Raw genomic sequence first — 25645 nt, 5'->3', positions numbered from 1 at the left:
GTGATCGACTCGACTTTGCGACAGACGCGGTATCCACCCGCCCGCGACACCGCGACTTCAAGAAAACCGAGTCGATCAAGCCGCGTACGCACGGACCAGGGTCAGGCCGCCGGACCGTCCGTGTTCCGGATCATCTGCCGGAGCACCTTCAGGGCTGTCACGTAGTCGGCGTCGTCGATCCCGTGGTGGATGCGGGCGCGGATCGCCGGAGCGTGCTGCTTGATGGTGAGGCGAGCCGCCTCGCCCGCCTCGGTGATCCAGAGTCGCTGCTGGTCGTCGCGCGTGAGCCAACCCCGGTCCAGCAGAACGCCGGCCTCGGCCTCCAGATCGTCCTCGGACCTCAGGTAGGTGCTCATCGCCATGTCAAGCTCCGGAATGGTCATGCCGTGACCGTCGGGCGAGATGTCGTTGCCCGACAGGTTGCGGAGCAACCAGAACTGGGGCTGGGTGAAGCCGAAATCGGCGTACCAGGCCCGCGTGAAGGCGATGAGTGCCTCATAGGCCACGCCGGTCCAGTACGCGGCGGGCTGGGTCGCGAGTTCGACGTCGGACAGGCGTTGGGTTGCCACGGGTGCCTCCTGGGGTGTTCGACTGAGCGCGACCCTAGAACCTCAAATCGTGGTGAGGTCAATGTCGAGACCGGCTGTTCCCGTGCACGAGCGCTACGGCGTAGGTTGCGGAAGTGACAAGAAGTGAGCGAATCGCGGACCAACTGGACCGGCACTGGCAGAAGAACCTGCGGCCGCGGCTGGACGACCTTACCGATGAGGAGTACTTCTGGGAGCCGGTGCGTGGCTGCTGGAGCATCCGTCCACGTGGCACGTCGCCCGCGCCGACGTCGGCAGGTCCGGGGGAATGGACGATGGACTCCGCGTCCCCTGACCCGGTGCCCGCGCCGGTGACCACGATTGCCTGGCGGCTGGCGCACATCATCGTCTCCTGCCTGGCCTATCGGGTCGAATGGCACTTCGGCGGCCAGGAGGCCGACTCTCTCGCCTACGCGGGGACCGCTGACGAGGCGCTGAAACAGCTCGACGAGATGTACGGGAGATGGGACGCGGGGGTCCGCGAACTCTCGGACGTCGACCTGGAGAACCCGCCCACGGTGGGTCCGGAGCGGTTTCCCATGGAGGGCATCGTCCTGCACGTCAACAGGGAGCTGATCCATCACGGCGCCGAGATTTCCCTGCTGCGCGACCTCTACCGCTGGCAGGACGGAGCGTGACGCTCCGTTCGGCGATTCTCTACGGGCAAAGGAGGGCCCGATGGGCCGCACGGTGTTGAGCATGAGCGTGTCGTTGGACGGCTTCGCCGCCGGCCCTGACGTCACCCGCGAACAACCGATGGGCAGAGGCGGCGAGCGGCTGCACGAATGGCTGTTCCAGGCTGACGGGGATCGCGGTGTGGCGGCAGACGGCGTCACCCCGGCCGGGGTCGACGCCGCGCAGGTACGAGAGCGTCATGCCACGACCGGCGCCGTGGTGATCGGCAATCGGACGTTCGATGTCGGTGTGGACCTGTGGCAGGACACCCCGTTCCCGGTGCCGTGCTTCGTGGTCACTCGCGAGTCACGCGACCCGTTGCGGATGGAGAGCGACGTCTTCACCTTCGTCAACGACGGACTCCACAGCGCGCTGCGCCAGGCGCGACAGGCAGCGGGCGACCGGAACGTCCTCATCATGGGTGGACCCACCACCGGACGAGAATTCGTCAAGGCCGGGCTGGTGGACGAGATCCACCTCCAACTCGTACCGGTGCTCCTCGGTGCCGGCACGCGCCTGTTCGACACCCTCGGCACCGACCACATCGAACTGGAACGCACCGCGGTGATCGAATCACCACACGTCACGCACCTGCGCTTCCACGTCTCGAGGTGACCGCTTGGCGTCGGCCGGTCGCAGTGCGGACTCGACGTCCGCCGCGCAGACCGGCCGGCGCTCGCACGGCCGCGCCGATTGTCGAAGTCGCGATATGCTGGCGGTGGCAGAGCGCCTGCCCGCGCCCGATGTGGTGGCCCACGCCCGACCGCATGCTTGGGGCCAAGAGTCTCCGACTCCGCGCCGCTGTGTCGACTCCCGGCGTGCCGGCCACGCCGCCCGTTCGGTGGAGTGCGTGGGGCTGCACCGGAGGCGTCATGTCTGATCACCAACCACGGCGGACCCCCAGCCCGGGGCGTGCCCGCAAGCGCGCCATCCGGGAGCACGCCGCCCAGACCGGTGTCGCCTACTCGGTGGCCGCCCGCCACCTCGAGTCGGTGGGTCTACGGCCCGGCGAGACCCTCGCCAGGTACGGGCGGACGATCTATCCGATCGGGGTCGACCCGCATCGCCAGCTGCTCGTCGAACGCCGTGAGCGGCGGTCGTTCGAGGCACGGGTGTCGGACACCCGGCGGGCCGCGATCCTGCCACACGGTCGCGCGCAGCACCTCGTCGAGCGGTTCCCGCCCAGCCGTGGGCGTACGGGCAGTGGAGTGGGCGCGCTCTACCACGGCGAGGGCCGAGTGGAACTGCTCGCGATGGTGTACGTGGTGGTCGCGGCCGAGTCCCCGGGGCTGCTGCCCGCGGTGGGGGATCTCGCCTGGATCGCGGAGTTGGGCGAGGACACCGCGCTCGACACGGCCTGCGCGGACGTCGACCGCGAGGCCCGCCGGCTGCTCGACCAGGAGCCGCTGGCGCTTTGGTCGGGCATCCAGGAGGCGCTGACCGTGGCCGAACGCAGCGTGGACGGACAGATCCGCCAGGAGGCGATCCGGCAGACCGCGCTGCTGAGCACGATGATGACGCCGCGTCTGGGATACGCGGACGAGCCGTACGTGCCGGGGCTGCCCGTCACCGGTGCCCGGCAGATCCTCGACGCGCTGCTCATCGTCGCCGACGACGGACATGCGTCAGGCACCCGGGTGCGCCTGCTCACCCAGCCGAACGACGTGCGCTCAGGCACGATTATCGGTGCCAGGTGGGGATCAACTGGTCCGCCGGTGGGCTATCTCGTATGGCTGGACGGAGCGACCGCGCCGCTGTCGGTCTGCCCCGAGAATCTGATTGTCGTGGCCGGCCAGGAAACCATTCCCCGCTGAGCCCCACTGGCCTACGCGCGGACCGGCCGGGCTCCTGGGGAGGGAGCCGGGCCTGATGGTCGAACTGCGTTCGATGGCAGGCATGTCCAGGTTCTGGGTCCGCAAATGACCCGAACAACTACCCGGAGGCGCTCGCGCGTCCGGGACTGGAACCGGCCGGAACCCAACCTGCGTCGAACCAGTCACGAAATGATGAGCGGAGTGTGTACGTGTCCATGTCCCAACTAGCCACGAGCCTGCCCGCCCGGGTCAGCGCGGTCCTCCTTGCTGGCGCGGTCCTGCTGGCGGGTTGTAGCCGATCGACGCTGCCGGGCGACGCAGCGCGCATCGACGCAAAGCTCGTGGCTAACCTCGATCCCGACGATGCCCGGGCAGTGGGTCAGGCGGTCAACGCCTTCGGGTTCGATCTGTTCGGCGAGGCGGCGGACGGTAAGCAGAACACCATCACCTCGCCGCTGTCGGTGGCAGTGCTGCTGGCGATGGCCCTGGCCGGCACGGACGGCGACACGGCCACGGAAATGGCCAAGACGCTGCACCTCGATGACCCGCGCGACGTCAGAGTCGGCGCGCTGCTTCGGACGCTTGCCGATACCGACCAGGTCACGCTCTCGGTCGCCGACGCTCTCTGGGCCGATCGAGGCAAGCCGTTTGAGGAGGACTTCCTGACGTTCGTGCGTCGCACCTTCGGCGCCACTGTGGAGCAGGCCGACCTCAGCTCGCCGGATGCGGCCGACGCGATCGACGCCTGGGCCAAGAAGAACACCAACGGGCTCATCCGTGGCATCGCCGCCGATCTGGGGCTGCCTGACCCGGACGCGGTCCTCGTTCTACTCAACGCCGTCTACTTCCTTGGTGAGTGGAAGACGAAGTTCGACCGCGCCGACACCAGGCCGCAACCGTTCACGCTTCCCGACGGCGGGAAGGTCGACGTGGCAACGATGCACCTCGACGACGAGGCGTTCGGCTATACCCAACGCGACGGGTACCGCATGCTGCGCCTGCCCTACGGCAAGCACGGTCGGTACGGCATGGAGGTGCTGCTGCCCGACGAGCGGAACACACTGGCCAACCTGCTCGGCTCGCTCGACGCCAGCCAGTGGCGCGCCGCCGTCGACAGCCTCACCGAACAGACCATCGACGAGCTCACCCTGCCGCGCTTCGAACTACGGTGGAAGGGCGAACTGAACGGTCCGCTCCAGCGGCTTGGCATGTCCAAAGCGTTCACACCAGGCAGTGCCGATCTCCGACCGATGTCCCCCCTGGCTACGTCGCTGGAGAAGATCGTGCACAAGACCTACATCAGGGTGGACGAGCGCGGCACAGAGGCGGCCGCCGTCACCGGCGGGGCCATGGTCACCTCGGCGCGACTGAACCGGACCGTGTTTCGCGTCGATCGGCCGTTCGCCTTCACCATCTCCGACCAGCAGACCGGAGCCATCCTCTTCCTCGGCGCCGTCACTGACCCACGAACCTGAAATGGCATGACGCCGAGGCGGCCCCAACGCACATCTCGGCCTTGCGTACACGCCATAGGTGCGTGCGGCGGTCTCGATCGCGGCTCAAGGTTGACGCCCTCGGCTACCGACGGTGCGGATCACGGCCCCGCGTGGAGACGAAGTGGTACGACATGACGGCGAACCCGGGGTCGCGCAGCAGCCGGCGGAAGGCGTCCAGTTGCTGGGGCGACAGCCCCGCCGCCAGCAGGTCCGGCTCCAACTGGCGGGAGTTGGTCTCGTAGAGCGACGCCCCGGTCGACCCGCCGGCCCAGCTCTGCGAGTGGGTGATGGTGTCCACGTCGGTCAGCCCGGCGAGGGCCATCTCGGTGTGCACGTCCTGCGCCCAGCCCAGGTCGGCCCCGTGGTCCTCCAGGACACCCATCATGGCGTCCATGACCTGCGCGAAGAGCTTCGCGGCGTCGTCGGTCGGCGCGGTCAGCACCCGCTGCGGCGCGGTGCAGTCGAACTCCTCGACCACTAGCCACCCGCCGGGCGCGAGCGCGCCGGCGAGGGTGCGCAGGACCCGCCGCCGATCGGGGAGGTGCAGCAGCACCAGCCGGGCGTGGATCAGGTCGTACGCGTCCCCGGGTGGCGCTTCGGTGCGCACGTCGTGCCGGCGTACGCGCAGGTTGCCGTCGGCCGTGAGGTGCGTGGGGTCGATGTCGGTGGCCAGCACGTGGCCCTTGTCGCCGGTCGCGCGGGCGATCCGCCGGGCCATCGAGCCGCCACCCGCCCCGACCTCCCAGCAGGCCGCGCCCGGTCGCAGCACCGGGCTGGCCAGGCGACGCGTCGTGATCGGGTCCAGGAAGGACTCCAGCGCCTGCATCTGCGGAACGGCGTCCGGTGCGCCGTTGTCGAACGTGTACGCGCCATCGCTCGTGGCGGTTGTCATCGGTGTCTACCTCTCCGAGAAGGGTCGGGTGACTCGAGATGGGTCGGGTGACTCGAGCGGGGTCGGGTGGCTAGGGGGTGTCGGCCCAGAGCCGGGGTGCCGCTCGGTTGGGTGGGGGTGCCGGGGCGGCGGCGACGCTCAACACCGCCGCGAGTGGTGCCGGATCGACCCGGGCCTCGGCCGTCGGCCGGTCGTAGACCACCCGGCCGTACTCCAGTACCGCCACCCGGTCGGCGATCTCGATCGCGTGCTGGAGTTGCTGCTCCACGAGCAGCACGGTCAGGCCGTCGGCGGCCAGACCGTTGACGAGTTCGCGGACCCGCGCCGCCAGGTCGGGTGACAGGCCCTCACACGGTTCGTCGAGCAGCAGCACCCGGGGTTGGCCGAGGAGCGCGCGGGCTATCGCCAGCATCTGTTGCTCACCGCCGGAGAGTTCGCCGCCGCGGTGGCGCAGCCGCGCCGCCAACCTGGGCAGCAGTTCGAGGGTGCGGGCCACCGTCCAGCCCTCGCCGCCGGGGGCGGCGGCCCGCCACGGCGCGGCTGCCAGGTGCAGGTGCTCGGCCACGGTCAGCCGGGAGAAGACCCGTCGGCCCTGCGGCACGAGACCGACACCGGACTGGGCGATGCGATGTGGTTGCCGACCGGCCACGTGCACACCGCCGATCTCGATGCGACCGCTGGAGGCTCGTACCAGCCCGGCGATGGTGTGCACGAGCGTGCTCTTGCCCGCCCCGTTGCGACCCACCACGGCCTGGATGCTGCCCGGGCGCACCCGCAGGCTGACCTCGTGCAGCACGATCCCTCCGCCGTAGCCGGCGCACAGCCGATCCACCGACAACATCAGGCCACCCCGTCGGCGTAGGCCTGCCGCACCAGCGGCGAGGTACGGATCTCGTCCGGCGTCCCGGCGGCCAGCGTCCGACCGTCGCGCAGCACGGTCACCGTGTCGGAGAGGGCGTACACCAGGTCCAGTCGATGTTCGACAAGTAACAGGGCGACCGCCCGGGGCAGCGCCTGGAGCACCTCGACCAGGCGGCCGACCTCGATGGCGGACAGCCCGGCCGCTGGTTCGTCCAGGAGCAGCAGGCGGGGGCGACCGGCAAGGGCCATGGCGATCTCCAACTGGCGTCGTTGCCCGTGTGCGAGGTGCCCGGCGGGCACATCCGCGACGTCGGCGAGGCCCATCTGGTCCAGCAGTGGGCCGGCCCGGTGTCGCGCGTCGCGCCCGCGTCCGCTCGGCCACCACCTGCGCTCGGGGATGACCCGCGGCAGCGCGGCTACCACGACGTTCTCCGCCGCGGTGAGCGTCGCGAAGACCGCGGGTCGTTGGTGTATGCGGTTGATGCCCCGTCGGGCCCGCGCCGCCGGCCCGAGCCGGCCGACGTCGCGTCCGGCGAGGCGCACGGTGCCGCGCTGCGGTCTCGTGGACCCGCCGATCACGTTGAGCAAAGTCGTCTTGCCGGCCCCGTTCGGGCCGATCAGTGCGTGCCGCTGGCCGTCGTGAACGCAGAGGTCCACGCCGGCTAGCGCGGCGAGCGATCCGTACCGCACGCTGACATCCTCGGCGCTCAGCAGGCAGGTCATCGGTGTAGCTCCGGGATCGTGGCCTGGTCACGGGTGGGTGGTGACTCCGCCTGGCGCGACGCGGCGCGCGGTGGGCGCGACCGGCCCCGGGCCCGGATGCCGCCGCTGGGCAGCAGGTAGACCGTCGCCACGAACAGCACCCCCAGCACCAGCGGCGCGTGGCCGGGCAGCACCCCGAACAACCAGTCCCGTACGGCGATGACAAGCGCCGCGCCCACCAGGGCGCCGCCGACCGAGGCGGTGCCACCGATGACGACACCGAGCAGCAGCAGTGCGGACGTGTCGAAGCCGAAGTCGGCGGGGGAGATGTACTGCTGGGCGACGACCAGGAGCGAGCCGGCGGCACCGGCTATCGCCCCGGCGGCCAGGTGCGCGCCGGAGACGTAGAGCGGCACCCGGTGACCGCTGGCCCGCAGCCGCGTCTCGTCGTCCCGGGCGGCGCGCAGCAGCAGCCCGGCCCGGGTACGCAGCAGCACCAGCACCGCCCCGACAAGCGTGGCCACGACGACCAGGGCGTACAGGTAACGCGCCTGGTCGCTGGCGAGCGGCGGGAGCCCCCAGAACGGGCGGACCGCCGCGATGCCGGCCAGCCCGTCCGTGCCACCGGTCACCGACCGCCACCGGCCGAGGACGGTGACGGCGAGTTCACCGATGGCCAGGGTGATCATCAGGACGATCACCCCCCGGGCGTGCACGACGAGCGGCACGGTGAGCGCGGCCAGCACCGCCCCGGCGGCCGCCGCGACGGCGACCTGCACGACCCCGACGTCGGAGATCCGGCTGCCCACCACGGCGCAGGCGTAGGCGCCCGCCGCGTACGGCGCGGTCTGGCCGAGGGTGGGCATGCCGGCGACGCCGGTGAGCAGCGCCACGCTCACCCCGACCAGGGCCAGCGCCAACGTCCGGGCGAGGATCGCCGTGCTGTAGTCGTCGACCACCCAGGGCGCCACGACCAGGCCGACCAGGACGAGCACCGCGATGCCGATCCGCGCCCGCCGGAGCACCTCGCCGCTCATGCCACCCTCCACCTGCCGGCCAGGCCACGGGCCCGCACCGCGAGCACCGCCGCCATGGCGGCGAACAGCAGGAACGGCGCGGCGGACGGCAGCAGCGCCACTCCCAACGTCTGGATCTCGCCGATCGCGAGCGCCGCCAGCAGGGTGCCTCCCATCGACCCGAGACCGCCGAGGACGACGACCACCAGGGACAGCAACAGGACGGTGTCGGCGGTGTCCGTGCCGGGGCCGATGATCGGCGCGCCCAGGACCCCGGCCGCGCCGGCCAGCGCGCCGGCGGCGGCGAGCACACCGGCGCGGATCCGCGCCGGACTCACGCCCAGACAGGCGACCATCTCCGGGTCGTCGACGGCCGCGCGGACCAGCATCCCGGCCCGGGTGCGCCGCACCGTCAGGTAGAGGGCGGCGGCGATCACCGCGGCGACGACGATGAACACCAATCGGTACGCGGCGTAGCGGTGACCGGCGACCAGCACCGATCCCTCCAGGACGGCGGGCACCCGTACCTGCGGATCGTCGGGCCCGAAGCCGGCGACGAGCAGGCTGCCGCCGGCCAGCGCCACACCGAACGTCAACAGCGCCTGACTCAGGTGGTTACCGGTGGCGACCGGCGTGAGTAGCCCGGCCAACAGCACCCCCGCCGCGGTGGCGGCCAGCACGCCGACCACCAGCGCCAACGCCAGGCTGGCCCAGCCACCGTCGAGCAGCGCCGCGGCAGCGTACCCGCCGATCGCGTAGAGCAGGCCGTGCGCCAGGTTGAGGATGTTGGCGACGCCGAAACAGAAGACCAGACCCGACGCGGCGACGAACACGAGCAGCCCGTAGGCGACCCCGTCCAGCGCCGGGATCAGGTACGGGTCGATCCGGTTCGCGCCGGCCGCCACCGCGATCACCGGCCGACGGTCGCGAGGTCACCCACGACGGTGTTGGACAGCGCGCGGCCGTCCTGGCGGACCTGCCGCAGGTACCACTTCTGCACCGGGGAGTGCGTGGCGGTGGAGAACTGCCAGGTGCCGCGCGGGCTGGCGATCTGACCGAGTTGGCCGATGGCCGTGTTGATGGCCTCCGAAGTCGGGTTGCTCCCGGCGGCGCCGATCGCCCGGTCCAGCACCGCCGCCGCGTCGTACGAGGCGAGCGCGTAGGTGGTCGGTGAGCCGTCGTGCTTGGCCTTCCACGCGGCCACGAAGGCGCGGTTCTCCGCGTTGTCCAGGTCGGGGGAGTAGTTGAGCACCGAGAAGATGTCCCGCGCGGCGTCGCCCTGCGCGTTGAGCACGCCGCCCTCGGTGAGGAACCCGGCCGCGTACAACGGGACGTCCTTGATCTCGGACTGCGCGTACTGCTTGACGAAGTCCACGGCGGCGCTGCCGGCGTAGAACGTGTAGACGGCCGCCGCGCCGGAGGCCTTGATGCGGGCGAAGTACGGGGTGAAGTTGGTGGTGGCGGGGAACGGGGTGAAGGTGGTCTTGCCGTCGGCGTTGGCGAGTTTCCCGCCGATCTTGCCGAACGCGTCGGTGAACCCGCGCAGCTCGTCCCAGCCGCCCTGGTAGTCCGGGCCGATCGCGTACACCGAGCCCTGCACGTTGTCGCGGACGTGCTGGGCGATCGCGGCACCGGGCTCGTCGGAGAGGTACGAGGTGTGCCAGACCCGGGAGACGTCCTTCAGCTCCGGCCGCCCGTTCGAGCCGACCAGCGGCACCTTGGTCTCGTCGAGCAGCGGGGTGACCCCGGCGACCGAGCCGCCACCGACGATGCCGGTGAGCGCCGCCACCCGGTCCTGCTTGAGCAGCTTGGTCGCCGCCGGCACCGCGGTCTGGGCGCCGTTGCCCTCGTCGGCGATGACGAGGTCGACCTGGCGGCCGCCGAGTTTGCCGTCGTGGGTGTCCAGGTAGAGCTGGAAGCCGTCGCGGATCTCCGTACCGACCGCCTGGTACGTCCCGGACAGCGACGCGAGCAGGCCGATCTTTATCGAGCCGCCGGCGCTCGTGCCCGGCGCGTCGTCGCCGCAGGCCGTGCTGGCGGTCAGGACGACCGCGAGCAGGGCGGCGGCCAGGGCATGGCTGCGCCGAAAGGTGGTGTGAGGCATGTCTTCTCCAGGGGAAGTGGGTCTGCGGCGTGGGGGCGCCGGGGGCGGTCAGCGGCTGCGGGCGAGTGCCGCCCGGGCCGCGGGGGTCAGGGCGTCCCCGATCCGGTTGGCCAACTCGGTCATCTCGTAGGAGACCTTGCCGACGTCGCACTCCGGTGCGGCGAGCACCAGCAGCGAGGCGCCGTCGTTGAAGGCCATCGAGAACATGAACCCGCCCTCGAGCTGCGTGACGTTGGAGATCACCGCCCCGGCGTCGAAGAAGGCCGCCGCGCCGCGCAGCAGGCTGACCAGCCCACTGCCCGTGGCGGCCAACTGGTCGGCCCGGTCCGGGGGCAGGTCGCGGGTGGCGGCCACCATCAGGCCGTCACTGGAGATGGCGATCGCATGGCTGACCTCGCTCGCGCGCGCGGCGAAGTTGTCCAACAGCCAGCCGAGGTCCTGTTGGTCGCTCACATGGTCTCCTGTCGCGTCAGGTGTTGCCGAGGTTGATCGGGGTGCGCCTGCGGTTCGCCACACCCCGCGCGTACGCGGCCATCGCCGACGCCACCTGGGCCGGGTCGCGGTACTCGGACCGCTGTCGCTGCTGCGGCACGGTCACGCCGCCGGGCACGAGATGCCGTTGCGGCTCCCGTTTGGGCAGGCCGGAGGTGGTGGTCGTGGCAACTTCGGGGGCGTGTGCCTGGGCTGCGGTGCGCCAGGCGTCGTCGGCGGGGCTGGACCACTCCCGGTCGTCGGCGCCGTCGGCGACATCCGCCTGGAACCAGTGGTTGACCTGTTCGAAGATGAGCAGCTCCTCGGTGGGCGCGTCACCCCGGTCCGGGGGTGGGGGAGTCGGTCGGAACACCGGCGCCGCCGGCAGGGTCCGTTCGGCCGGCGGGCGTCCCGCGGTGGGTTCGGGGCGCCGCTGGTACGGCGGAGGTGGGCTGGCCGTCCGCGCCGCCCGCCGGGACAGCCGGCCGGGTGCGAGCAGGTACTCCTCCGGTGGCAGCGACCGCATGATCGCCGCCGGCAGCGTCGCCTCGGCGAGGGTGCCGCGTCGGGGACCCCGTCGCAGTTGGACGGTGGCGCCCAGCCGCTGCGCGAGCTGCCCCACGACGACCAGCCCCATCGCCCGGACGGCCGCCACGTCGATGGCCGGCGGGTGGGCCAGGATCTCGTTGAGCTGCTGCATCCGCTGCGGGGACAACCCCATGCCCTCGTCGCTGATCTGGACGATGACGCGGTCACCCAGGCTTCGACCGCTCACCCAGGTCTCGCTGCCGGGCGGTGCGTACGTCGTCGCGTTGTCCATGAGTTCGGCGAGCAGGTGCACGACCTCGTCGACGGTCTTCGCCGCCACCGCCACGTCTCCGTCGATCATGCCGAGCCGGATCCGCGCGTAGTGCTCGATCTGGGACAGCGCCGCCTGGAGCACCTGTTGCAGGGGGACGTCGCGCTGGCGTACGCGACCCACGCCGACGCCGCCGAGCACCAGCAGGCTGGCGTTGATCCGTCCCATCCGGGTGGCCAGGTTGTCCAGCGTGTACAGCTGGTGCAGGCGGTCGGGGTCGGTCTCGTCCCGCTCGACCAGGTCGACCTGGGCCAGCACCGCGTCGACGAGTCGCTGTTCGCGGCGGCTCAGGTGGATGAAGATGTCGGCGGTGTTGGCGCGCATGACGGCCTGCTCGGCGGCGGTCCGCACGGCGGCCTGGTGCACCGCGCTGAACGCCTGGCCCAGCTCCCCGATCTCGTCGTCGCTCGACGGTTCGAGGGCGGCGGTGGACTGCTGGCGGGCCAGCCTGTCCGGGTCGACGGCGGCGCTGCCCGGCTGCTGGAGCTGGGCCACCACGGCGGGCAGTTGTTCGAATGCCACGGCGTTGGCGGCGTCCCGGAGGCGACGCAGCCGCCGGGTGATCTGCCGGGCGACGGCCCAGGTCACCAGCGCGGTGAGCACCAGTGCCAGCAGGACGCCGGCCGCCTCGGCCACGGCCCGGCGACGCTGGTCGGCGTGCGCGGCCCGGACGTCGTCGCGGACCGCGGCGTCGACCCGCGCGCGCAGGTCGGCCAGGCGGGCCGCACGCGCCTGTGTGGTGGACACCCAGTCGGCGGTCTCCAGTTGCAGTCGCGACCCCGGCTGGGCCCGCGACACCTCGTCCTGCATCCGTTGCAGCGCGAGCGCCTCCTTGCCGGTGCCGGCCTGCTCCCACCAGAGGCTCCACTCGGGCGGTGCCAGGGCCAGGAACGACAGGCTCGACTCGGTGTAGCTGGTCCGGGCCGCGGTGATGTCCTGCTGCGTGGCGGGGGTCAGCTCGCCGCCCGCGACCGCGCGCAGCACGGCGACCTGCTGCTGACCGATCGCCTCCGCCGTCTTCGACAGCGCCGCCGAGGCCCGGATGCCGTCGGCGAGTTGGGCGTCGACCACGCCGTGCGAGACGTTCTCCCGCAGGCTGATCAGGTCGGCGATGGCGATCCGGTAGCTGAAGGTCATCGCCGACACCGAGGCGTGCGCCGCCGTGCGCACCTGGGTGCGCAGCGGGGCGAGGCTGGCCAGGGCCGCGTCGATGCGGCGCAGGAGGGCCCGGTTGGGGTCGGCATCGGCGGACAGCCGGTCCCGCTGTGCGCGATAGCGCGTGACGGCGTCGTCGGTGGCGGCCAGCTCCGCGCCGAAGGTGTCCTGCTGCTCCGGCGCGGGATAGGTGAGCAGGTCGGCGGCGGCGATCCGTTCGCGTTGCAGCCGGTAGGCCAGATCACCGGCCTCGGCACCGACCTGCGCGAGGATCCGCAGGTCGCTGGCACGTGCGGTCTGCCGTGCGCTCTCGGTCAGCGCGAGACCGGCGAAGCCGATCACGGCGACGAGTGGTGCCGCGACGATGAGGCGCATCCGCCCGGCTATCTTCCAGCCGCGTCGGCGGGTCGGGTAGGGTCTGGCCGCGTGGGACCTGGTGCTCGACGCCAAGATTGACTCCCACGACTCGTCGATGACGGTCTATCCGCACGTTGCCGAATGCAAGTCCCATTCGGCCGGAAGCCGCGCTCGTAGGCCAGACCTGGCCGTGGTACAAACTGCCCGTACCAGCATCTGTACCCAACGTCAGCGGCCGATGACACCGCGAGACGGGTCGGGGTGGGTGGGGTCAGCGCTTGTCGTCGCGGGGGTCGGCCGGCGGGTGCCGGCGCTGGGTGTCGTCCGGGTCGGCCGGTCCGTTGAGCACCTGACCGATCAGTTCCCGCAGCTCATCGATCGCGTCCACCACGGCTGCCGGGTCGCTCGCGTCGCGCCGGGCACGCTGGCGCGGCACCGGCCGGTCCAGCAGATCCGGCTCCGAGGCGCGAGGGCCACGGCGGCCGTCGGCCGCCAACTGCTCGGCCGCCACCTGCGGCCACAGTGCCGCGAGCCGGCCGCCGGTGTCGAGCACGTCGTCGCAGCGCTGCGCGAACTCGTGACTGCCGAACCGGCGACCCGACTCGACCGCTGCGACAGTTTCCCGGCTGAACCGCACCAGATCCGCCAGGGCTCGTTGGGTCAGGCCCCGTTTGACGCGGCAGTTGCGCAACTCCCAGCGGAACCGCTGACTGGCCGCAGAGTGAGCAGAGCTCGACGGGGACGTGTGCTCCATGCGCTCACCTTCGTGGCTACGGGAATCAGCAGCGGACGCCAGATCGGGATATGGCAATGAGCTGAACATTCATAGGGGGCAATTCTTAACCCAGGATGCGATGGGTGTGAAGACGTTCGCCGACCCGGATGTCGAGCACACTGCGAAAGATGCCCGCGGACCGTGGCCGGCGCCGAGTCGCGCCGGTGGGCCGGGTACGCGAGCGGTCGCGTACCCGGTCCGTGCGCAGGTGGCGGGCCGGGCCCGCCCACGGTCAGGCGACACGCGCCTCGGCGGGCGCCCCCGCCTGCGTCGCCGGCACGTCGGCGGACGCGGTGACATCGATGGTGGCGAGCAGTGTGTGGTGCGAACGAAACGCGACGTTGGGTTTGTACGAACGCCGTTGTTCGGAAGCCAGCTTCAGGCCGGGAATGGATTCGGCGAGCCTGGTGAGGGCGATCTCGGCCTCGAGTCGCGCCAGTGCCGCACCGATGCAGAAATGTGGGCCGTGGCCGAATGACAGGTGATTCCCCACATCCGCCCGGTGCGGATGGAACTTCTGCGGGTCGGTGAAGACCGCGGGGTCGCGGTTCGCCGCGCCGATCAACAGCAGGCAGCGGGCCCCGGCGGGAATCGTCACCGTTCCCAGCGTGACGTCTCGGCTGGTCACCCGGAGCCAGCCGTCGATGGCGGGCGCGAACCGGAGCGTCTCGGCGACGAACGCGGGGACGGCTCCCGGGTCCGCGGCGATCGCCGACCAGTGCCGCGGACTGGACAGGGCCTGGTCGAGCGCGTGCGCGAGTAGGCCGGCGGTGGTTTCGTGGCCCGCGACGAGCAGATTGAAGGCCAGGCTCGCCACCTCGGACACCGTCAGCACCGTGTCGTCGTCGTCCCGGTAGGCCAGGGTGCGGCCGATGAAGTCGTCGCCCCGGTGCCCACCGTCCACGCGCTGGCGGACCAGCTCCTCGCAGTAGTGCCAGAAGTCCAGCAGGCCCTGCGCCAGACGCACCTGCTCGGCCTCGTCCGGGTGGCCCCAGAGCAGGGCGATCTGGCCGTCCGCCCAGCTCCGGATCCGCGCGATGTCGGCGTCGGGCACCCCGAGGATGTCCAGGACCACCAGCAGGGGAAGCTCGGTGGTGAGCTCCGGGACCAGGTCGACCCGGTCGCCCTGGCGGGCGGCGAGCCGGGCCACCAGCTGGTCGACCCGCCGCCGGACGATCGCCCCGTACTCGGCCTCGACGCGCTCGGCGGTGTTCGCGAAGGTCGCCCGGAGGGCCCGGCGGGTGCGGGGGTGCGCCGGTGGGTCCGCGGCGGCCGTGGTGGGTGGTGCGTCGAGCCGCATGAGCACGTTCATCGCCGCCGGGCAAACCTCGTAGACCGGGGCGAGGGTGAGGGCGTTGGCGAACGTCGTGGCGTCGGCGAGGGCGCGGCGGACATCGGCGTGTCGGCTGATCAGCCACAGGCCCAGATCCTCTGCGTAGTGCACCCCGTCGGGGTCGTCCAGAATACGCTGCCAGATGCTTGCCGGATCGGTGAGATAGGCCCCGGTGAACGGATTCAGCCGCATGGAACGCCTCCTGGTGAACGCGGCACGGAAACCGGCAGCGCCCCCATTCAGCGATCCACGTCAGTTGGGCCGATAATGGCGCGCATCTGCCTCAGGCTCTTTACGGTGCGCTGAGTGGCCGCGCAAGTCAAGATTGGTCGACATCTATTTATGGGTGTGCATAATTGCGTGTTGCAATGAGCGGGCCGGATCGGCCGGGTGCAAGTTGCGGCTCGGTCCTTGCCGTCGGTCGGGCCCGGCCGCCAGGCCCCGTCCCGGTGTCGCCGACAACGAGTCGATCGGGGATGGCCGCCGCGGAAACCGACCAGGCCCGACCGCGGAACCGACTCCCCGCTCTCCCACCTGACCGGAAGAACGACCTCCGGTACGGCGGGTGACGCGGTGTCCGGTCGCCGGCTCCCGCGGCTGCGGCCGTATCGACGACGGCGCCCACGCGTCGCGGGGGCGCCAACCCGGGCTGGCGCCCCCGCGACGTCCTACCGTGACGACCCTGCCGCGTGCGGGGTCAGGGCGCCCACGGGGTGGCGACGGCCCAGGTGCTGTCGGCGGTCCACAACGTCGGCGTGTTGTACGCGTCGCCGCCGGTGCCGTTGCTGAGCCAGATCTCCGAGTTGTGGTGCCGCAGGTATCTGCCCCGGAAGTTGTACGACTCCAGCGACACGCCCGTGCCGGTCAGCCCGACGCGTGCGCACCAGGTGGCGTCGGCACGCAGGAGCGCCGAGCCGTCGTCCGGCGAGTTGCGGACCCGGGAGTTCTGGTGGCGCAGGTACTGCCCGGGAAAGTTGACCGACTCGAACGAGTAGCAGCCGGCGTCGGCCAGGCCGGCCCGGATCGTGTACGTGGCGTCGGCCTTGAGCAGGCTGGGGCTCGCGGCGTCGACCACGTCGGTGTAGGCAAGGCCGTTCCGGTGGCGCAGGTAACGGTTGGTGTAGCCGGGCGTGGTCACCCGCAACGACCGGCGGGTGTCGACCGGCAGGGCGACCGGCGCCGAACTGCCGATCGTCTTCGACGCGTTGATCAGGGCGGTGTTGGCGGTGCGGACCCGCGCCTGGTCCATCTTGACCACCTGCCGGTCGTAGGTGACGAACCCGTTCAGCTCCCCCTCCAGGTCGGTGATCTCGGTGTAGATCGAGGCGCTCAGCCCCTTGCCCAGCATCAGGTTCTGGCTGCCCTGCACCAACCCCACGTAGCGGTCCGTGAGCGCGGTAGAGCTGGTCTGCCACTCGTAGGCGAAGAAGCCGCCGCTCGGGCTGTACTCGTGCCCCGGCGTGTGCAGACCCAGGCCGCCGAACTCGCCGAGCACGGCGATCCGGCTGCTCGACGGCACGGGGGAGTCCGGCCCGAGGTAGACGTGCCAGTCGTCGATGTCGCCGTTGCCGGGGTCGCCGAGGGACTGGCAGCAGTTGTGCCCGCTGTGCGGGTTGACCAGGCGGGTCGGATCCTGGTTCTTGATGTTCTGGGCGACCCGCCGGGTGTCGGCGAGGGATCGTTCGCCCCAGCCCTCGTTGTAGGGCGTGTACGCGATCACGGCGGGCGAGCTGCGATGCTCGTCGACGATCTCACGTGCCTCGGTCTCGAACTGCGCCTGCTGGGCGTCGGTGGGGTTGATGTCCTGTGCGGTCAGGGACGGGATGTCCTGCCAGACCAGCAGGCCGAGCCGGTCCGCGTGGTAGAACCAGCGCTGTGGCTCGACCTTGATGTGCTTGCGCACCATGTTGAAGCCCAGATCCTTGTGCTTCTGCAGGTCGAAGGCGAGGGCGGCGTCGGTCGGCGCGGTGTACAGCCCGTCCGGCCAGAAGCCCTGGTCGAGGGTGCCGAGCTGGAACACGAACTGGCCGTTGAGTTTGGGGCGCAGCACGCCGTTGACCACGCCGGTGGTGATCTCCCGCATGCCGAAGTAGTGCAGCGTCCGATCCACAGTGGTGCCACCGCTGTTACGCAGCGTGATCCGGAGGTGGTAGAGGAACGGGTCGTCGGGCGACCAACGACGCGCGTTGGGCACCGGCACGCTGAAGTCGGTGAAACCGCCGGCCGCCGATCCGACGACGGTGCTTCCGTTCAGGGCCTCGGCGAGCACGCTGTGGCCGCTCACCTCGCCTCGGGTGAAGACCCGGACCCGCAGGGTGTTGGTGGCGAGATTCGGGTGGACGTCCACGCTGGTGATGGAGGCGGCGGGCACCGGTTCCAACCACACCGTCTGCCAGATGCCCGAGCTGGGGGTGTAGAAGATCCCACTGGGTGTCTTGGTCTGCTTGCCGATGGCGGGCAGACTGCCGTTCTGCCGGCTGTCGGTCGGATCCCAGACCTTGACGACGATCTCGTTCACCCCGGCGGTGAGCTGGGGCGTCACGTCGAAGGTGAACGCGTCGTAGCCGCCGGTGTGTGCGCCGACCCGGACACCGTTGACCCAGACGGTGCTCTGCCAGTCGACGGCGCCGAAGTGCAGCAGGGTCCGCCGGCCCGACCAGTTCGCCGGGATGGTGACGGTGCGCCGGTAGAACAGGTAGTTGCGGTTGTCGTTGGCGGCTCGCTGGATGCCGGAGAGGGCGCTCTCCACCGGGAAGGGCACGTTGACCCGCTCGGGCAGGTTGGTGCCGAACTGCGGGGCGTCGTCGGTGGCCGACTGGCGCAGCTGCCACTCGCCGTTGAGATTGAGCCAGTCCGGTCGGGTCATCTGTGGCCGCGGATACTCCGGCAGCGGCGTGCCGGCCAGGGCCTGGCTGGTCCAGGGGGTGGTCAGTGGCGGTGTCTTGGCCGGTGCGGCCTGCGCCGGCGGGGCGGGCGCGGCGAGGGCGCCGGCGACCAGGGCGAGGACGAGTAGCAGCGGCAGGGCGGGGCGGATGGGGACGTGTCGTGTCATGCCGTCTCCGGGGACGAGTCGCCCCGGGCGGTGCAGCCAAGCCCGGAGCGCGTGGGCGGTGGGCATCGGGAAGCGTTGACGATGGGACGGCGTCATCGACGGATGCCGGTGGGCTGGCCACGCGCCGAGGTCGGCGCGCGCATCAACATCCATCACTGCTTGTGCACCGTTATAGGGCCGTGGTGGTCCTGTCGTCAACGCTCGTGCGCCGGACGGCCGGTGCTCTGCGCCGTGCTGCCGCGAGATCCATAGCCTCGGTGGTACGACTCAGAGAGGATGACCTTCGAATACACGTCGTTCAATATGCTGACCGCTATCTCGAATCGGGTGCGCTCACGAGGCGTGCCATCCTGATGCGGAGGAATGCATGGCTCGCTGGCGTACCCTCACCGGCCTGTTGGCCACCGCGTTGGCCGCGCTGACCGCGGCCAGCCTCACCCTCGCCGCACCGGCCGCGGCGGCCGACAACCCCATGACGCCGAACGTCGTCGGCGGCACCCGCGCCGCCCAGGGTGAGTTCCCGTTCATGGTGCGGCTCTCGATGGGTTGCGGCGGGGCGCTGTACAGCCCTCGGCTGGTGCTCACCGCGGCACACTGCGTGGGCTCGACCGGCACCAACACCAGCATCACCGCGACGCTCGGGACTGTCGACCTCCAGTCGTCCAGCCGGATCACCGTCCGGTCCAACTACGTCTACCGGGCCCCCGGCTACAACGGCGCCGGCCGCGACTGGGCGCTGATCCGGCTGGCCACCCCGGTCACCGGGCTGAGCACGCTGCCGATCGCCACCACGACCGCGTACGACAGCGGCACCTTCACCGTCGCCGGGTGGGGCGCCGCGCGGGAGGGCGGTGGCCAGCAGCGGTACCTGCTGAAGGCGAACGTGCCGTTCGTCAGCGACTCCACCTGCAACGCCAACTACGGCGGCGACCTCATCCCCGCCCAGGAGATCTGCGCCGGGTACGCCAGCGGCGGCACGGACACCTGCCAGGGTGACTCGGGTGGCCCGATGTTCCGCCGCGACGCCGGCAACGCCTGGATCCAGGTCGGCATCGTCAGCTGGGGCAACGGCTGCGCCCGACCCAACTACCCGGGCGTCTACACCCAGGTGAGCTACTTCGCCTCGTCGATCGCCTCCGCCGCGGCGAGCCTCGGCGGCTGACCGTACGACCGGACGGGCGGCCCGGACGACGATGTCCGGGCCGCCCGTCGTGCCGTCGGAGTGGGCGGCGAGTGGGCCACCCGACAGATTCGGCGGGCCGCGCGTGCGGCACCGACCGCAGCGACGATGATGGGCCGGTGAAGATCCTGTCCATCCAGTCGTCGGTCGCCTACGGTCACGTCGGCAACTCGGCGGCGGCCTTTCCGCTGCAACGCCTCGGGCACGAGGTCTGGCCCGTCCTGACCGTGCACTTCTCCAACCACACCGGGTACGGCGCGTGGCGTGGGCCGATGCTGCCGGCGGCCGACGTGGCCGAGGTGATCGCAGGCATCGGGGACCGTGGGGTCCTCGGCAGCGCCGACGCGGTGCTCTCCGGCTACCAGGGCGACCCGGCCATGGGCGCGGTGATCCTGGACGCGGTGGAGAAGGTCAAGGCCGCCAACCCGGCTGCGGTGTACTGCTGCGACCCGGTCATGGGTGACGTCGGCCGGGGGATGTTCGTCCGGCCGGGCATTCCGGAGTACCTGCGCGACACCGTCGTGCCGCGCGCGGACATCATCACCCCGAACCAGTTCGAGTTGGACTTCCTCGCCGGCCGGACGACGACCTCGCTGGCCGAGGTGCTCGACGCGGTCGACGTCGTGCGCGCGACCGGCCCCCGCCACGTCCTGGTGACAAGCGTGTTGCACAGCGACCTGCCAGCGGGCTCGCTGGAGGTGGTGGCCGTCTCGGACGAGGGCGCCTGGGCGGTGACCACCCCGCTGCTGCCGATCAACCCGAACGGCGGCGGCGACGTCACCGCGGCGTTGTACCTCGCACACCTGTGCACCACCGGCGCACCCGCGACCGCACTGGAACGCACCATCGGCTCCGTCTTCGCCATCCTCGAGGCGACCCTCGCGGCGGGCACCCGGGAGATCCAGCTGATCGCCGCACAGGACGTGATCGCCGACCCGCCGGCCCGGTTCGCCGCCCGCCGGCTGCGCTGACGCCGGCGGGTCGCGAGACGCCGGCGCCGGGCCCGGGACTGCGCCGCGAAAGCGGTCAGTGGCCCGGGACTGGCGTCCCGAGCGGCGGTCAGTGGCCCGGGACCGCCCCGCGAGCGCGGGCGACGACCTCCTCGGGGCTCAACGGGGCCTTCGGGTGGTGGGTCAGACACAACGGGGTACGGACCTTGACGAACGAGAATCCCTCGCCCGCGGCGTAGAACTCGCCGCTGTTGAGCAGGCCGATGTCCGCCAGCCGCCCGCCCTTGGCCTCGGCGAGCTGCCGGGCCGCGTCGATCTGCGCGGGCGCGTTGAGCAGCCCGAAGAACTGCGTCGTCGCGTTGCCGGAGATCTGGTTGTGCAGACCCTTGGGCGCCTGGGTGGCGAAGACCAACCCGAGCCCGTACTTGCGGGCCTGCGAGGCGAGCGCGATCGAGCTGGCGGTGCACGCCGTGGTGCCGGTCGACGGCGCGAGCGTCTGCGCCTCGTCCATCACGAACAGCCCACCCAGCGGTCGGTCACCGGCGGGGTGCCGTTTGATCCACGCGAAGAGCGCCATCTGCAACTGGTTGACGAAGCTCTGCCGCTGGTGCTCGGAGGTGAGGCCGACGAAGCTGATCACCGACACCCGGGCCCGCCGACCCGGCGAGGGCGTCAGCAGCAGCCCCGGGTCGGCCGGCGCACCGACCCCACCGAAGAGCGGGTCGGTGACCATCGCCGCCTTGAGCGCCTCGGCCAACTCCTCGGCGAGCTTGCCGGCCCGGGCCAACCGGCTGACCCCCTCGGGCAGGTCGGTGAGGAACTCGGTGAAGCCGGGCAGGCCCACCATCCCACTTCGCGCGTACGCCTGCAGGGCCTCGGTGAGGACGGCCTTGCCCTGCTGGGCGAGCCTGCTCGACCGGTCGACGCCGGCCCGTGGCGCGAGCGCCTCCACGGCCGAGCGGACCGCCTGGTCGAACTCGTCGGGCCAGTCCCGCAGTGAGGTGAAGTCGGGCAGTGGTTGGAAGCTCAGCGGCCGGCCGGCGGTGACCCGGGGCGTCCACACCACCACCTCGGTGTGGGCGAGGTAGTCGGCGGCTCGCTCGGCGTCGCCGGGACCCCAGCCGCCCGGCGGTGCGGGCCACGGGTCACCGAGCCGGGCGAGGTCGTTGTTGGGGTCGAGCACGATCGCCGAGACCCCCTCGCGGGCGCACTCCTCGACCAGTCGACGGATCAGCACCGTCTTGCCCGAACCGGATCCGGCGAACACGACGGTGTGCCGGCGCAACGACTCCAGGGGCACCGTGAACGGGTGGCCGCCGTCGACGGTCCGCCCCAACCCGATGCTCCGACCGCCGGTGTCGGCCACGAGGTCGACCGTGTCAGCGGCCACGGCCACGGCGGCGGGGCCGGTCGACGGGCCACCAGCCCCGTCGGCGGCCGGCCCGCCTGTCGAACCAGCCTCGGCACCACCCGCCGGAGTCCCGGCGTCGCTCGACGCTGTCCCGACATTGTCCGACGTCGCCCCGGTGTCGTCTGACGTGGGCCCGTAGTCGTGCGGCCGCGTCCCGACGTCGCCCGGCGGCGGCACCCCGTCGTCGGGAGGTGCCGGCGGCCCGCCGTCGCGGGGCCGCTCGGGCCCGGGCAGGACCGCCCGGAACAGCTCGGTGCCGCTGGCCGGTCGACGGGCCACCAGCCACTCCTGCAGGGCCGTGGACGGCTCGGTCGCCAGCACCCGCAGCGCCGCGAAGACCCGCAGGTCCGCCTCCGGCACCGCGCGCCGGAGGCCGCCGGCCGCGTCGAAGCCGGCCAACACCTCGGTGGTACGCCGCCCGGTCGGCCACGGGCCGTTGCGTAGCAGGATCAGCCGCCGTTGGGGCAGGTCCCGGTCCAGTCCGGCGAGTGTGCACGCGGCCTTGACCCGGGCGGTCACGGCGATGGCGTTGGGGTGCGCGATGGCCCGGAAGCACCAGTGCGCCTCGTTCTCGGTGGCCTCGTCGAGCACCTCGATCAGCCGCCCGTGCAGCGCGGGCTTGCGCCCCGGCGGCGGATCGTACTTGTAGGTGGCCCCGGTCGGCGCCTGCTCGGCGATCCAGGCGGCCAGGCCGGCGGCGAGCAGCGGTGGCATGTGCTCGTCCTCGCGGGCCGGGTCGACGGCGGCCGACACGTCCGCGGCCTCGACCAACTCGGCGAACCGTGCGTCCAACTCGCGCAGGCGGCGCTCGTCCGTCGTCGGGTCGCCCGGTGTGACGCGCACGGTGGGCACCGTCGGCGTCGAGTCCGTGCCGTCGATGAGCCGGTCGAGTTCGACCACCTCGTCGCGGTCGCGACACCAGGCGACATGGCGGTCCACCCGGCGCAGCAGGGCGCGTGGTGTCAGGGTGGGTGCGTCGGCGAAGGCGGCCGGGGCGATCGGCCAGGTGGGATGGGGCGGGACGAAGCGCGGACCCGCGAACGCGGCGGCGAGGCGCTTCGCCACGATCGCGTGCCCGATCTGCGGGGTGGGGATCCGGTCCGGCAGGGTCGCCGCGCGGAACCGGTCACCGACCGGAGTGGGCGCCGTACGTGTCATCAGCACCCACGTGTCCGGCAGACAGGAGACGACGACGAGCGTGCGGCGGGTGATGTCGCGGAGTTTGAGCAGCCCGTCGGCGATCGGGCCGAACACCTTGGCCTGGCCGTCCTCCAGCCCGTCGTGGTGCTGCAGCATCGAGGTGCTGGTCTGGGCGAACAGCGTGTCGAGCTGGTCCACGGCGATGACCGTGGGGTCCAGGGTCAGCGCCATCAGCCGGGAGATGTCCTGCACGATCTGCTGCGGGGTGCGGGTGGCGGCGCTCAACCCCCACGCCGCCCGTGCGGCCGGGTCTCCCGGTTCGGAGATCAGGTGGGCGTACCCCACGTCCTGTGCCCCGAAGTCGACGGCACCGTGCAGGACGAGCGCCCGAGCGGTGTCCTGGGCGTCCCGCCCGACCTCCCGATCGCGTTCGCGCAGTGCCCGGACGAAGGCGTCGAGCTGTGTACGGGTCACCGGGGTGGCGCCGGCGACCGCGTCGCGGACCTCCACCGGGAGGCCGAGCTGGGGGGTGAGGCGGCGCAGGAACGTCTTCAGCTGGGTGCCCCAGCCGACGTGGGCGCGGCCCATCCCCTCCACCAGGGCCAGGGCGACGCTCTCCCAGAACGTCTTGCCACTGACCATGTCGACAAGGAAGAAGTAGCCGCCCTCACGCTGGATCCGTTCGCGGACCGCGCCGAGCAGGTGCGTCTTGCCGGCGCCCGCGCGGCCCTGCATGGCCACGCCGAGCGGCATGCTCGTGTCGTCGGTGCGGGCCCGCGCCACCCCGCGCAGGATCTCCGCGACCACCTTCTCGTGCAGCTCCGGCACGTTGTGCGGGCTGGGTCGCCAGACGTCGTCCGGAGTGACGGCCGGGTTGAGACTCACCGCCTCCAGCGCGCCCCGCTGGTCGTCGGAGATCACGCGGGGCCGATCGCCAGGGCGTGGTTGTCCTCGTTCCCGATGCGGACGGCCGCGGCGCGGTCCCGTGCGGTCAGCGACTTGGTGTTCGCCACCGGGATGATGCGGACGTCCTCCCGGCCGACCATCGCCCGCAACGCGGCGTCCAGCGAGGCCCGGTCGGTGTCCGCGAGCCGGTCCCGCACGTCGGCGAGGCTGACCCACGCGCCAGGCGCGGTCGCCAGCTCCCGGTACGCCGTCCGAACCAGCGCCTCCAGGTCCGTCGCGGTCGTGTCCGTCGCGGTCACGTGCGTCGCGGCCGCCGTGGTCGGTGCTTCCGGTCGAGGCGCACCGGTCGCCGGGGCGGTGGCGTCGGTCTGCTTGAAGAAGTCGCCGTGACTGACCCGGAGCCGGTCCAGCGAACGGTGCAGGTTGGACAGCACGACGAACAGTGACCGGGTCGTGGAGCCGCCCTGCTTCGGCGGAGTGCCGAGGTGCAGGTGCCGGACCACCAACCAGCCCTCCTCGGTCAGCTCGTGGGCGAACGGGCGGGTCGTCCGGTCGGTCTCGACCAGGCCCAGGTCGACGAGCTTCTTGTTGTCCTTACCGGTGAGCGTGAAACCGGCCAGCTCGTTCAGCTCGGTGTTGGTGAGTCGGCGCGCCTCCACCATCAGCACCACGAGGGCGTTGATCTGGTTCGGCGTCAGGTGCGGGACGTCCGCCGGGCTGGTCATGATCTCTCATCTCCGTGGGGGTGCGTGCCGCCCGCGCGTCGCCGGGCCAGCAGCCGACGGATCCCGTCGACCACCGCCGGCGCGTCGGTGAGCACCTGCTCGTTGGTGAAGCGGAGCACGTCCAGCCCGAGGAGTTGCAACTGCACGTCCCTCCGCCGATCGTTGGCGAAAGCGATTCGACCACGATGCTCCGGGCCGTCCACCTCGACCGCAAGACCCTCGACGGGCCAAAAGAGATCCAGCCGGTACGACGTGCCCAGCACGTGCCACTCGTAGGTGTGGTTCCACCGCCGTCCCCGCGCCCAGTCGTGTGGTGCGAGCGCGCGTTCCAGTGCCTGCTCGGCAGCGCTGTCGCCGCGTGGCAGGCCCGCGATCGGTGGCCAGGCCAGCACCGTCGGGGCCGGCCCGGCGACCGTGGCCGTGGCCGTGGCCGTGGCCGTGGCCGTGGTTGTGGTTGTGGCGGCGGGCGGGTCGGTCGTGCCGGCCAGGTCGGTGAACCGCGCCGGCACCTGCATCGGCACCGACCGCACCCGGTCGGCGTGACGCAGCGGCCCGCCGACCAACCACACCGTGCAACCGCCGTGCCGCACGAGCCACTCGGCGGCGGCCACGAGCGTCCGCTCGGCATCCTCGCCCAGGTCGGGCAGGGCGAGGACGAGGACGCAACCCTCCCGGTCGTACGCCTCGGCGATCACCCGGGCGAGCCCGGCGGCGCGTACCCCCGGGGCGAAGCGGGACCGGGCGGCGGGCTGGCGCGGACCGCGCAGCGCACGCTCGGCGAGGTCCGCGAGAAACGGACCGAAGTGCGGGGAGCGGGCGGCGGCACGGGCCGCGAGGGCGCGCACCGCCGCCGCACCGAGCGTGCCCTCGGTCTCGAGACGGCCCGCGTCGGGCAGCCAACCGGGGAACATCGCGCGCGCCGCGGAGTCCAGCTGGTCGAGGACGTCGGCCACGAGGTCGCCGAGCGAACCCACAGCCGTGGGCCGGTAGTGCACGACCGCCGGCGCCGCTGGCGGCAACGGGTCGAGTGCCACCCGCAGCACCTCGGGGTCGACGGCCGGCAGGTGACTGACCTGTCGCGTGGGCGGGGCGGCCCACCAGGCCCGGTCGGCCCCGCCGTCGGCTGGGACGGGGTGGGCCATGCCGGCACCCTACGACACCGGCGAACCCGACAGGTGCCCCGT

21 protein-coding genes are annotated in these 25645 nt (G+C 71.8%); 6 read left to right on the top strand and 15 right to left on the bottom strand.

What is annotated here, in order from left to right:
• Nucleotides 1–101: 101 nt before the first annotated feature.
• On the bottom strand, nucleotides 102–569 hold the full coding sequence (locus AB0B14_RS07765) for a MarR family winged helix-turn-helix transcriptional regulator (RefSeq protein WP_357076030.1): 468 nt from the start codon (nucleotides 567–569) through the stop codon (nucleotides 102–104).
• Between the two features lie 113 nt (nucleotides 570–682).
• Between AB0B14_RS07765 and AB0B14_RS07760 the strand changes: the two genes are divergently transcribed.
• From AB0B14_RS07760 to AB0B14_RS07745, 4 genes are all read left to right on the top strand, one after another.
• Entirely contained in the window at nucleotides 683–1225 is a 543-nt protein-coding gene (locus tag AB0B14_RS07760; RefSeq protein WP_357076033.1) for a DinB family protein, read from the top strand.
• A gap of 40 nt (nucleotides 1226–1265) precedes the next feature.
• Nucleotides 1266–1877, top strand: a complete 612-nt coding sequence (locus AB0B14_RS07755) for a dihydrofolate reductase family protein (protein ID WP_357076035.1) — start codon at nucleotides 1266–1268, stop codon at nucleotides 1875–1877.
• A gap of 257 nt (nucleotides 1878–2134) precedes the next feature.
• On the top strand, nucleotides 2135–3076 hold the full coding sequence (locus AB0B14_RS07750; RefSeq protein ID WP_357076038.1) for a hypothetical protein: 942 nt from the start codon (nucleotides 2135–2137) through the stop codon (nucleotides 3074–3076).
• A gap of 215 nt (nucleotides 3077–3291) precedes the next feature.
• Nucleotides 3292–4551: a serpin family protein gene (locus tag AB0B14_RS07745; RefSeq protein ID WP_357521919.1), complete on the top strand. Its 1260-nt coding sequence runs from the start codon at nucleotides 3292–3294 to the stop codon at nucleotides 4549–4551.
• A 103-nt stretch (nucleotides 4552–4654) separates the two neighbouring features.
• Here AB0B14_RS07745 and AB0B14_RS07740 read toward each other — a convergent pair whose 3' ends face one another.
• The 11 genes from AB0B14_RS07740 to AB0B14_RS07690 form a co-directional block, all read right to left on the bottom strand.
• Nucleotides 4655–5464 (bottom strand): methyltransferase domain-containing protein, encoded by an 810-nt coding sequence (locus tag AB0B14_RS07740; protein WP_357521883.1) that lies wholly within the window; start codon nucleotides 5462–5464, stop codon nucleotides 4655–4657.
• Nucleotides 5465–5534: 70 nt separating this feature from the next.
• On the bottom strand, nucleotides 5535–6305 hold the full coding sequence (locus AB0B14_RS07735; RefSeq protein ID WP_357076044.1) for an ABC transporter ATP-binding protein: 771 nt from the start codon (nucleotides 6303–6305) through the stop codon (nucleotides 5535–5537).
• On the bottom strand, nucleotides 6305–7048 hold the full coding sequence (locus tag AB0B14_RS07730) for an ABC transporter ATP-binding protein (RefSeq protein ID WP_357521881.1): 744 nt from the start codon (nucleotides 7046–7048) through the stop codon (nucleotides 6305–6307). The genes AB0B14_RS07735 and AB0B14_RS07730 overlap by 1 nt, the downstream gene beginning before the upstream one ends.
• The gene (locus AB0B14_RS07725) at nucleotides 7045–8064 is read right to left on the bottom strand and encodes a branched-chain amino acid ABC transporter permease (RefSeq protein WP_357076050.1); all 1020 of its coding nucleotides are present in this window, start codon (nucleotides 8062–8064) and stop codon (nucleotides 7045–7047) included. Before AB0B14_RS07725 ends, AB0B14_RS07730 begins: the two co-directional genes overlap by 4 nt.
• Entirely contained in the window at nucleotides 8061–8957 is an 897-nt protein-coding gene (locus AB0B14_RS07720) for a branched-chain amino acid ABC transporter permease (RefSeq protein ID WP_357076053.1), read from the bottom strand. The genes AB0B14_RS07725 and AB0B14_RS07720 overlap by 4 nt, the downstream gene beginning before the upstream one ends.
• Nucleotides 8954–10147 (bottom strand): ABC transporter substrate-binding protein, encoded by a 1194-nt coding sequence (locus AB0B14_RS07715; RefSeq protein ID WP_357076055.1) that lies wholly within the window; start codon nucleotides 10145–10147, stop codon nucleotides 8954–8956. Before AB0B14_RS07715 ends, AB0B14_RS07720 begins: the two co-directional genes overlap by 4 nt.
• A gap of 48 nt (nucleotides 10148–10195) precedes the next feature.
• Complete coding sequence (locus AB0B14_RS07710) at nucleotides 10196–10600, bottom strand: roadblock/LC7 domain-containing protein (protein ID WP_088989969.1); 405 nt, start codon at nucleotides 10598–10600, stop codon at nucleotides 10196–10198.
• A gap of 16 nt (nucleotides 10601–10616) precedes the next feature.
• Nucleotides 10617–13007 carry a nitrate- and nitrite sensing domain-containing protein gene (locus AB0B14_RS07705; RefSeq protein ID WP_357521879.1) on the bottom strand — a complete coding sequence of 797 codons (2391 nt, stop codon included), beginning with the start codon at nucleotides 13005–13007 and terminating at the stop codon, nucleotides 10617–10619.
• 253 nt (nucleotides 13008–13260) lie between these two features.
• Nucleotides 13261–13743 (bottom strand): helix-turn-helix transcriptional regulator, encoded by a 483-nt coding sequence (locus tag AB0B14_RS07700; RefSeq protein WP_357076061.1) that lies wholly within the window; start codon nucleotides 13741–13743, stop codon nucleotides 13261–13263.
• Nucleotides 13744–13996: 253 nt separating this feature from the next.
• Nucleotides 13997–15289 carry a cytochrome P450 gene (locus AB0B14_RS07695; RefSeq protein WP_357521877.1) on the bottom strand — a complete coding sequence of 431 codons (1293 nt, stop codon included), beginning with the start codon at nucleotides 15287–15289 and terminating at the stop codon, nucleotides 13997–13999.
• A gap of 505 nt (nucleotides 15290–15794) precedes the next feature.
• Nucleotides 15795–18149 (bottom strand): AbfB domain-containing protein, encoded by a 2355-nt coding sequence (locus tag AB0B14_RS07690; RefSeq protein ID WP_357521875.1) that lies wholly within the window; start codon nucleotides 18147–18149, stop codon nucleotides 15795–15797.
• A gap of 367 nt (nucleotides 18150–18516) precedes the next feature.
• Between AB0B14_RS07690 and AB0B14_RS07685 the strand changes: the two genes are divergently transcribed.
• Complete coding sequence (locus AB0B14_RS07685; protein WP_357076070.1) at nucleotides 18517–19311, top strand: serine protease; 795 nt, start codon at nucleotides 18517–18519, stop codon at nucleotides 19309–19311.
• 137 nt (nucleotides 19312–19448) lie between these two features.
• On the top strand, nucleotides 19449–20300 hold the full coding sequence (gene pdxY, locus AB0B14_RS07680; RefSeq protein WP_357521873.1) for a pyridoxal kinase PdxY: 852 nt from the start codon (nucleotides 19449–19451) through the stop codon (nucleotides 20298–20300).
• Nucleotides 20301–20388: 88 nt separating this feature from the next.
• Here pdxY and AB0B14_RS07675 read toward each other — a convergent pair whose 3' ends face one another.
• From AB0B14_RS07675 to AB0B14_RS07665, 3 genes are read right to left on the bottom strand one after another with little or no spacing between them, the layout of a single operon-like run.
• Nucleotides 20389–23751 carry a DUF87 domain-containing protein gene (locus AB0B14_RS07675; protein ID WP_357521871.1) on the bottom strand — a complete coding sequence of 1121 codons (3363 nt, stop codon included), beginning with the start codon at nucleotides 23749–23751 and terminating at the stop codon, nucleotides 20389–20391.
• On the bottom strand, nucleotides 23748–24461 hold the full coding sequence (locus AB0B14_RS07670; protein WP_357076079.1) for a hypothetical protein: 714 nt from the start codon (nucleotides 24459–24461) through the stop codon (nucleotides 23748–23750). The genes AB0B14_RS07675 and AB0B14_RS07670 overlap by 4 nt, the downstream gene beginning before the upstream one ends.
• Nucleotides 24458–25603, bottom strand: a complete 1146-nt coding sequence (locus AB0B14_RS07665; protein ID WP_357521869.1) for a DUF559 domain-containing protein — start codon at nucleotides 25601–25603, stop codon at nucleotides 24458–24460. Before AB0B14_RS07665 ends, AB0B14_RS07670 begins: the two co-directional genes overlap by 4 nt.
• Nucleotides 25604–25645 lie beyond the last annotated feature (42 nt).

Source organism: Micromonospora sp. NPDC049171 (assembly GCF_040648275.1).
Lineage (GTDB): Bacteria > Actinomycetota > Actinomycetes > Mycobacteriales > Micromonosporaceae > Micromonospora.
The sequence above is the reverse complement of the archived record's forward strand: the minus strand, read 5'-3'. Positions and strand labels throughout refer to the sequence as shown.

Coding starts and splice junctions, on each gene's coding strand:
- AB0B14_RS07755 (WP_357076035.1), top strand. CDS start 1,266: ATGGGCCGCACGGTGTTGAGCATGAGCGTGTCGTTGGACGGCTTCGCC.
- AB0B14_RS07750 (WP_357076038.1), top strand. CDS start 2,135: ATGTCTGATCACCAACCACGGCGGACCCCCAGCCCGGGGCGTGCCCGC.
- AB0B14_RS07745 (WP_357521919.1), top strand. CDS start 3,292: ATGTCCCAACTAGCCACGAGCCTGCCCGCCCGGGTCAGCGCGGTCCTC.
- AB0B14_RS07740 (WP_357521883.1), bottom strand. CDS start 5,464: ATGACAACCGCCACGAGCGATGGCGCGTACACGTTCGACAACGGCGCA.
- AB0B14_RS07735 (WP_357076044.1), bottom strand. CDS start 6,305: ATGTTGTCGGTGGATCGGCTGTGCGCCGGCTACGGCGGAGGGATCGTG.
- AB0B14_RS07730 (WP_357521881.1), bottom strand. CDS start 7,048: ATGACCTGCCTGCTGAGCGCCGAGGATGTCAGCGTGCGGTACGGATCG.
- AB0B14_RS07725 (WP_357076050.1), bottom strand. CDS start 8,064: ATGAGCGGCGAGGTGCTCCGGCGGGCGCGGATCGGCATCGCGGTGCTC.
- AB0B14_RS07715 (WP_357076055.1), bottom strand. CDS start 10,147: ATGCCTCACACCACCTTTCGGCGCAGCCATGCCCTGGCCGCCGCCCTG.
- AB0B14_RS07705 (WP_357521879.1), bottom strand. CDS start 13,007: ATGCGCCTCATCGTCGCGGCACCACTCGTCGCCGTGATCGGCTTCGCC.
- AB0B14_RS07700 (WP_357076061.1), bottom strand. CDS start 13,743: ATGGAGCACACGTCCCCGTCGAGCTCTGCTCACTCTGCGGCCAGTCAG.
- AB0B14_RS07695 (WP_357521877.1), bottom strand. CDS start 15,289: ATGCGGCTGAATCCGTTCACCGGGGCCTATCTCACCGATCCGGCAAGC.
- AB0B14_RS07690 (WP_357521875.1), bottom strand. CDS start 18,149: ATGACACGACACGTCCCCATCCGCCCCGCCCTGCCGCTGCTACTCGTC.
- AB0B14_RS07685 (WP_357076070.1), top strand. CDS start 18,517: ATGGCTCGCTGGCGTACCCTCACCGGCCTGTTGGCCACCGCGTTGGCC.
- AB0B14_RS07670 (WP_357076079.1), bottom strand. CDS start 24,461: ATGACCAGCCCGGCGGACGTCCCGCACCTGACGCCGAACCAGATCAAC.
- AB0B14_RS07665 (WP_357521869.1), bottom strand. CDS start 25,603: ATGGCCCACCCCGTCCCAGCCGACGGCGGGGCCGACCGGGCCTGGTGG.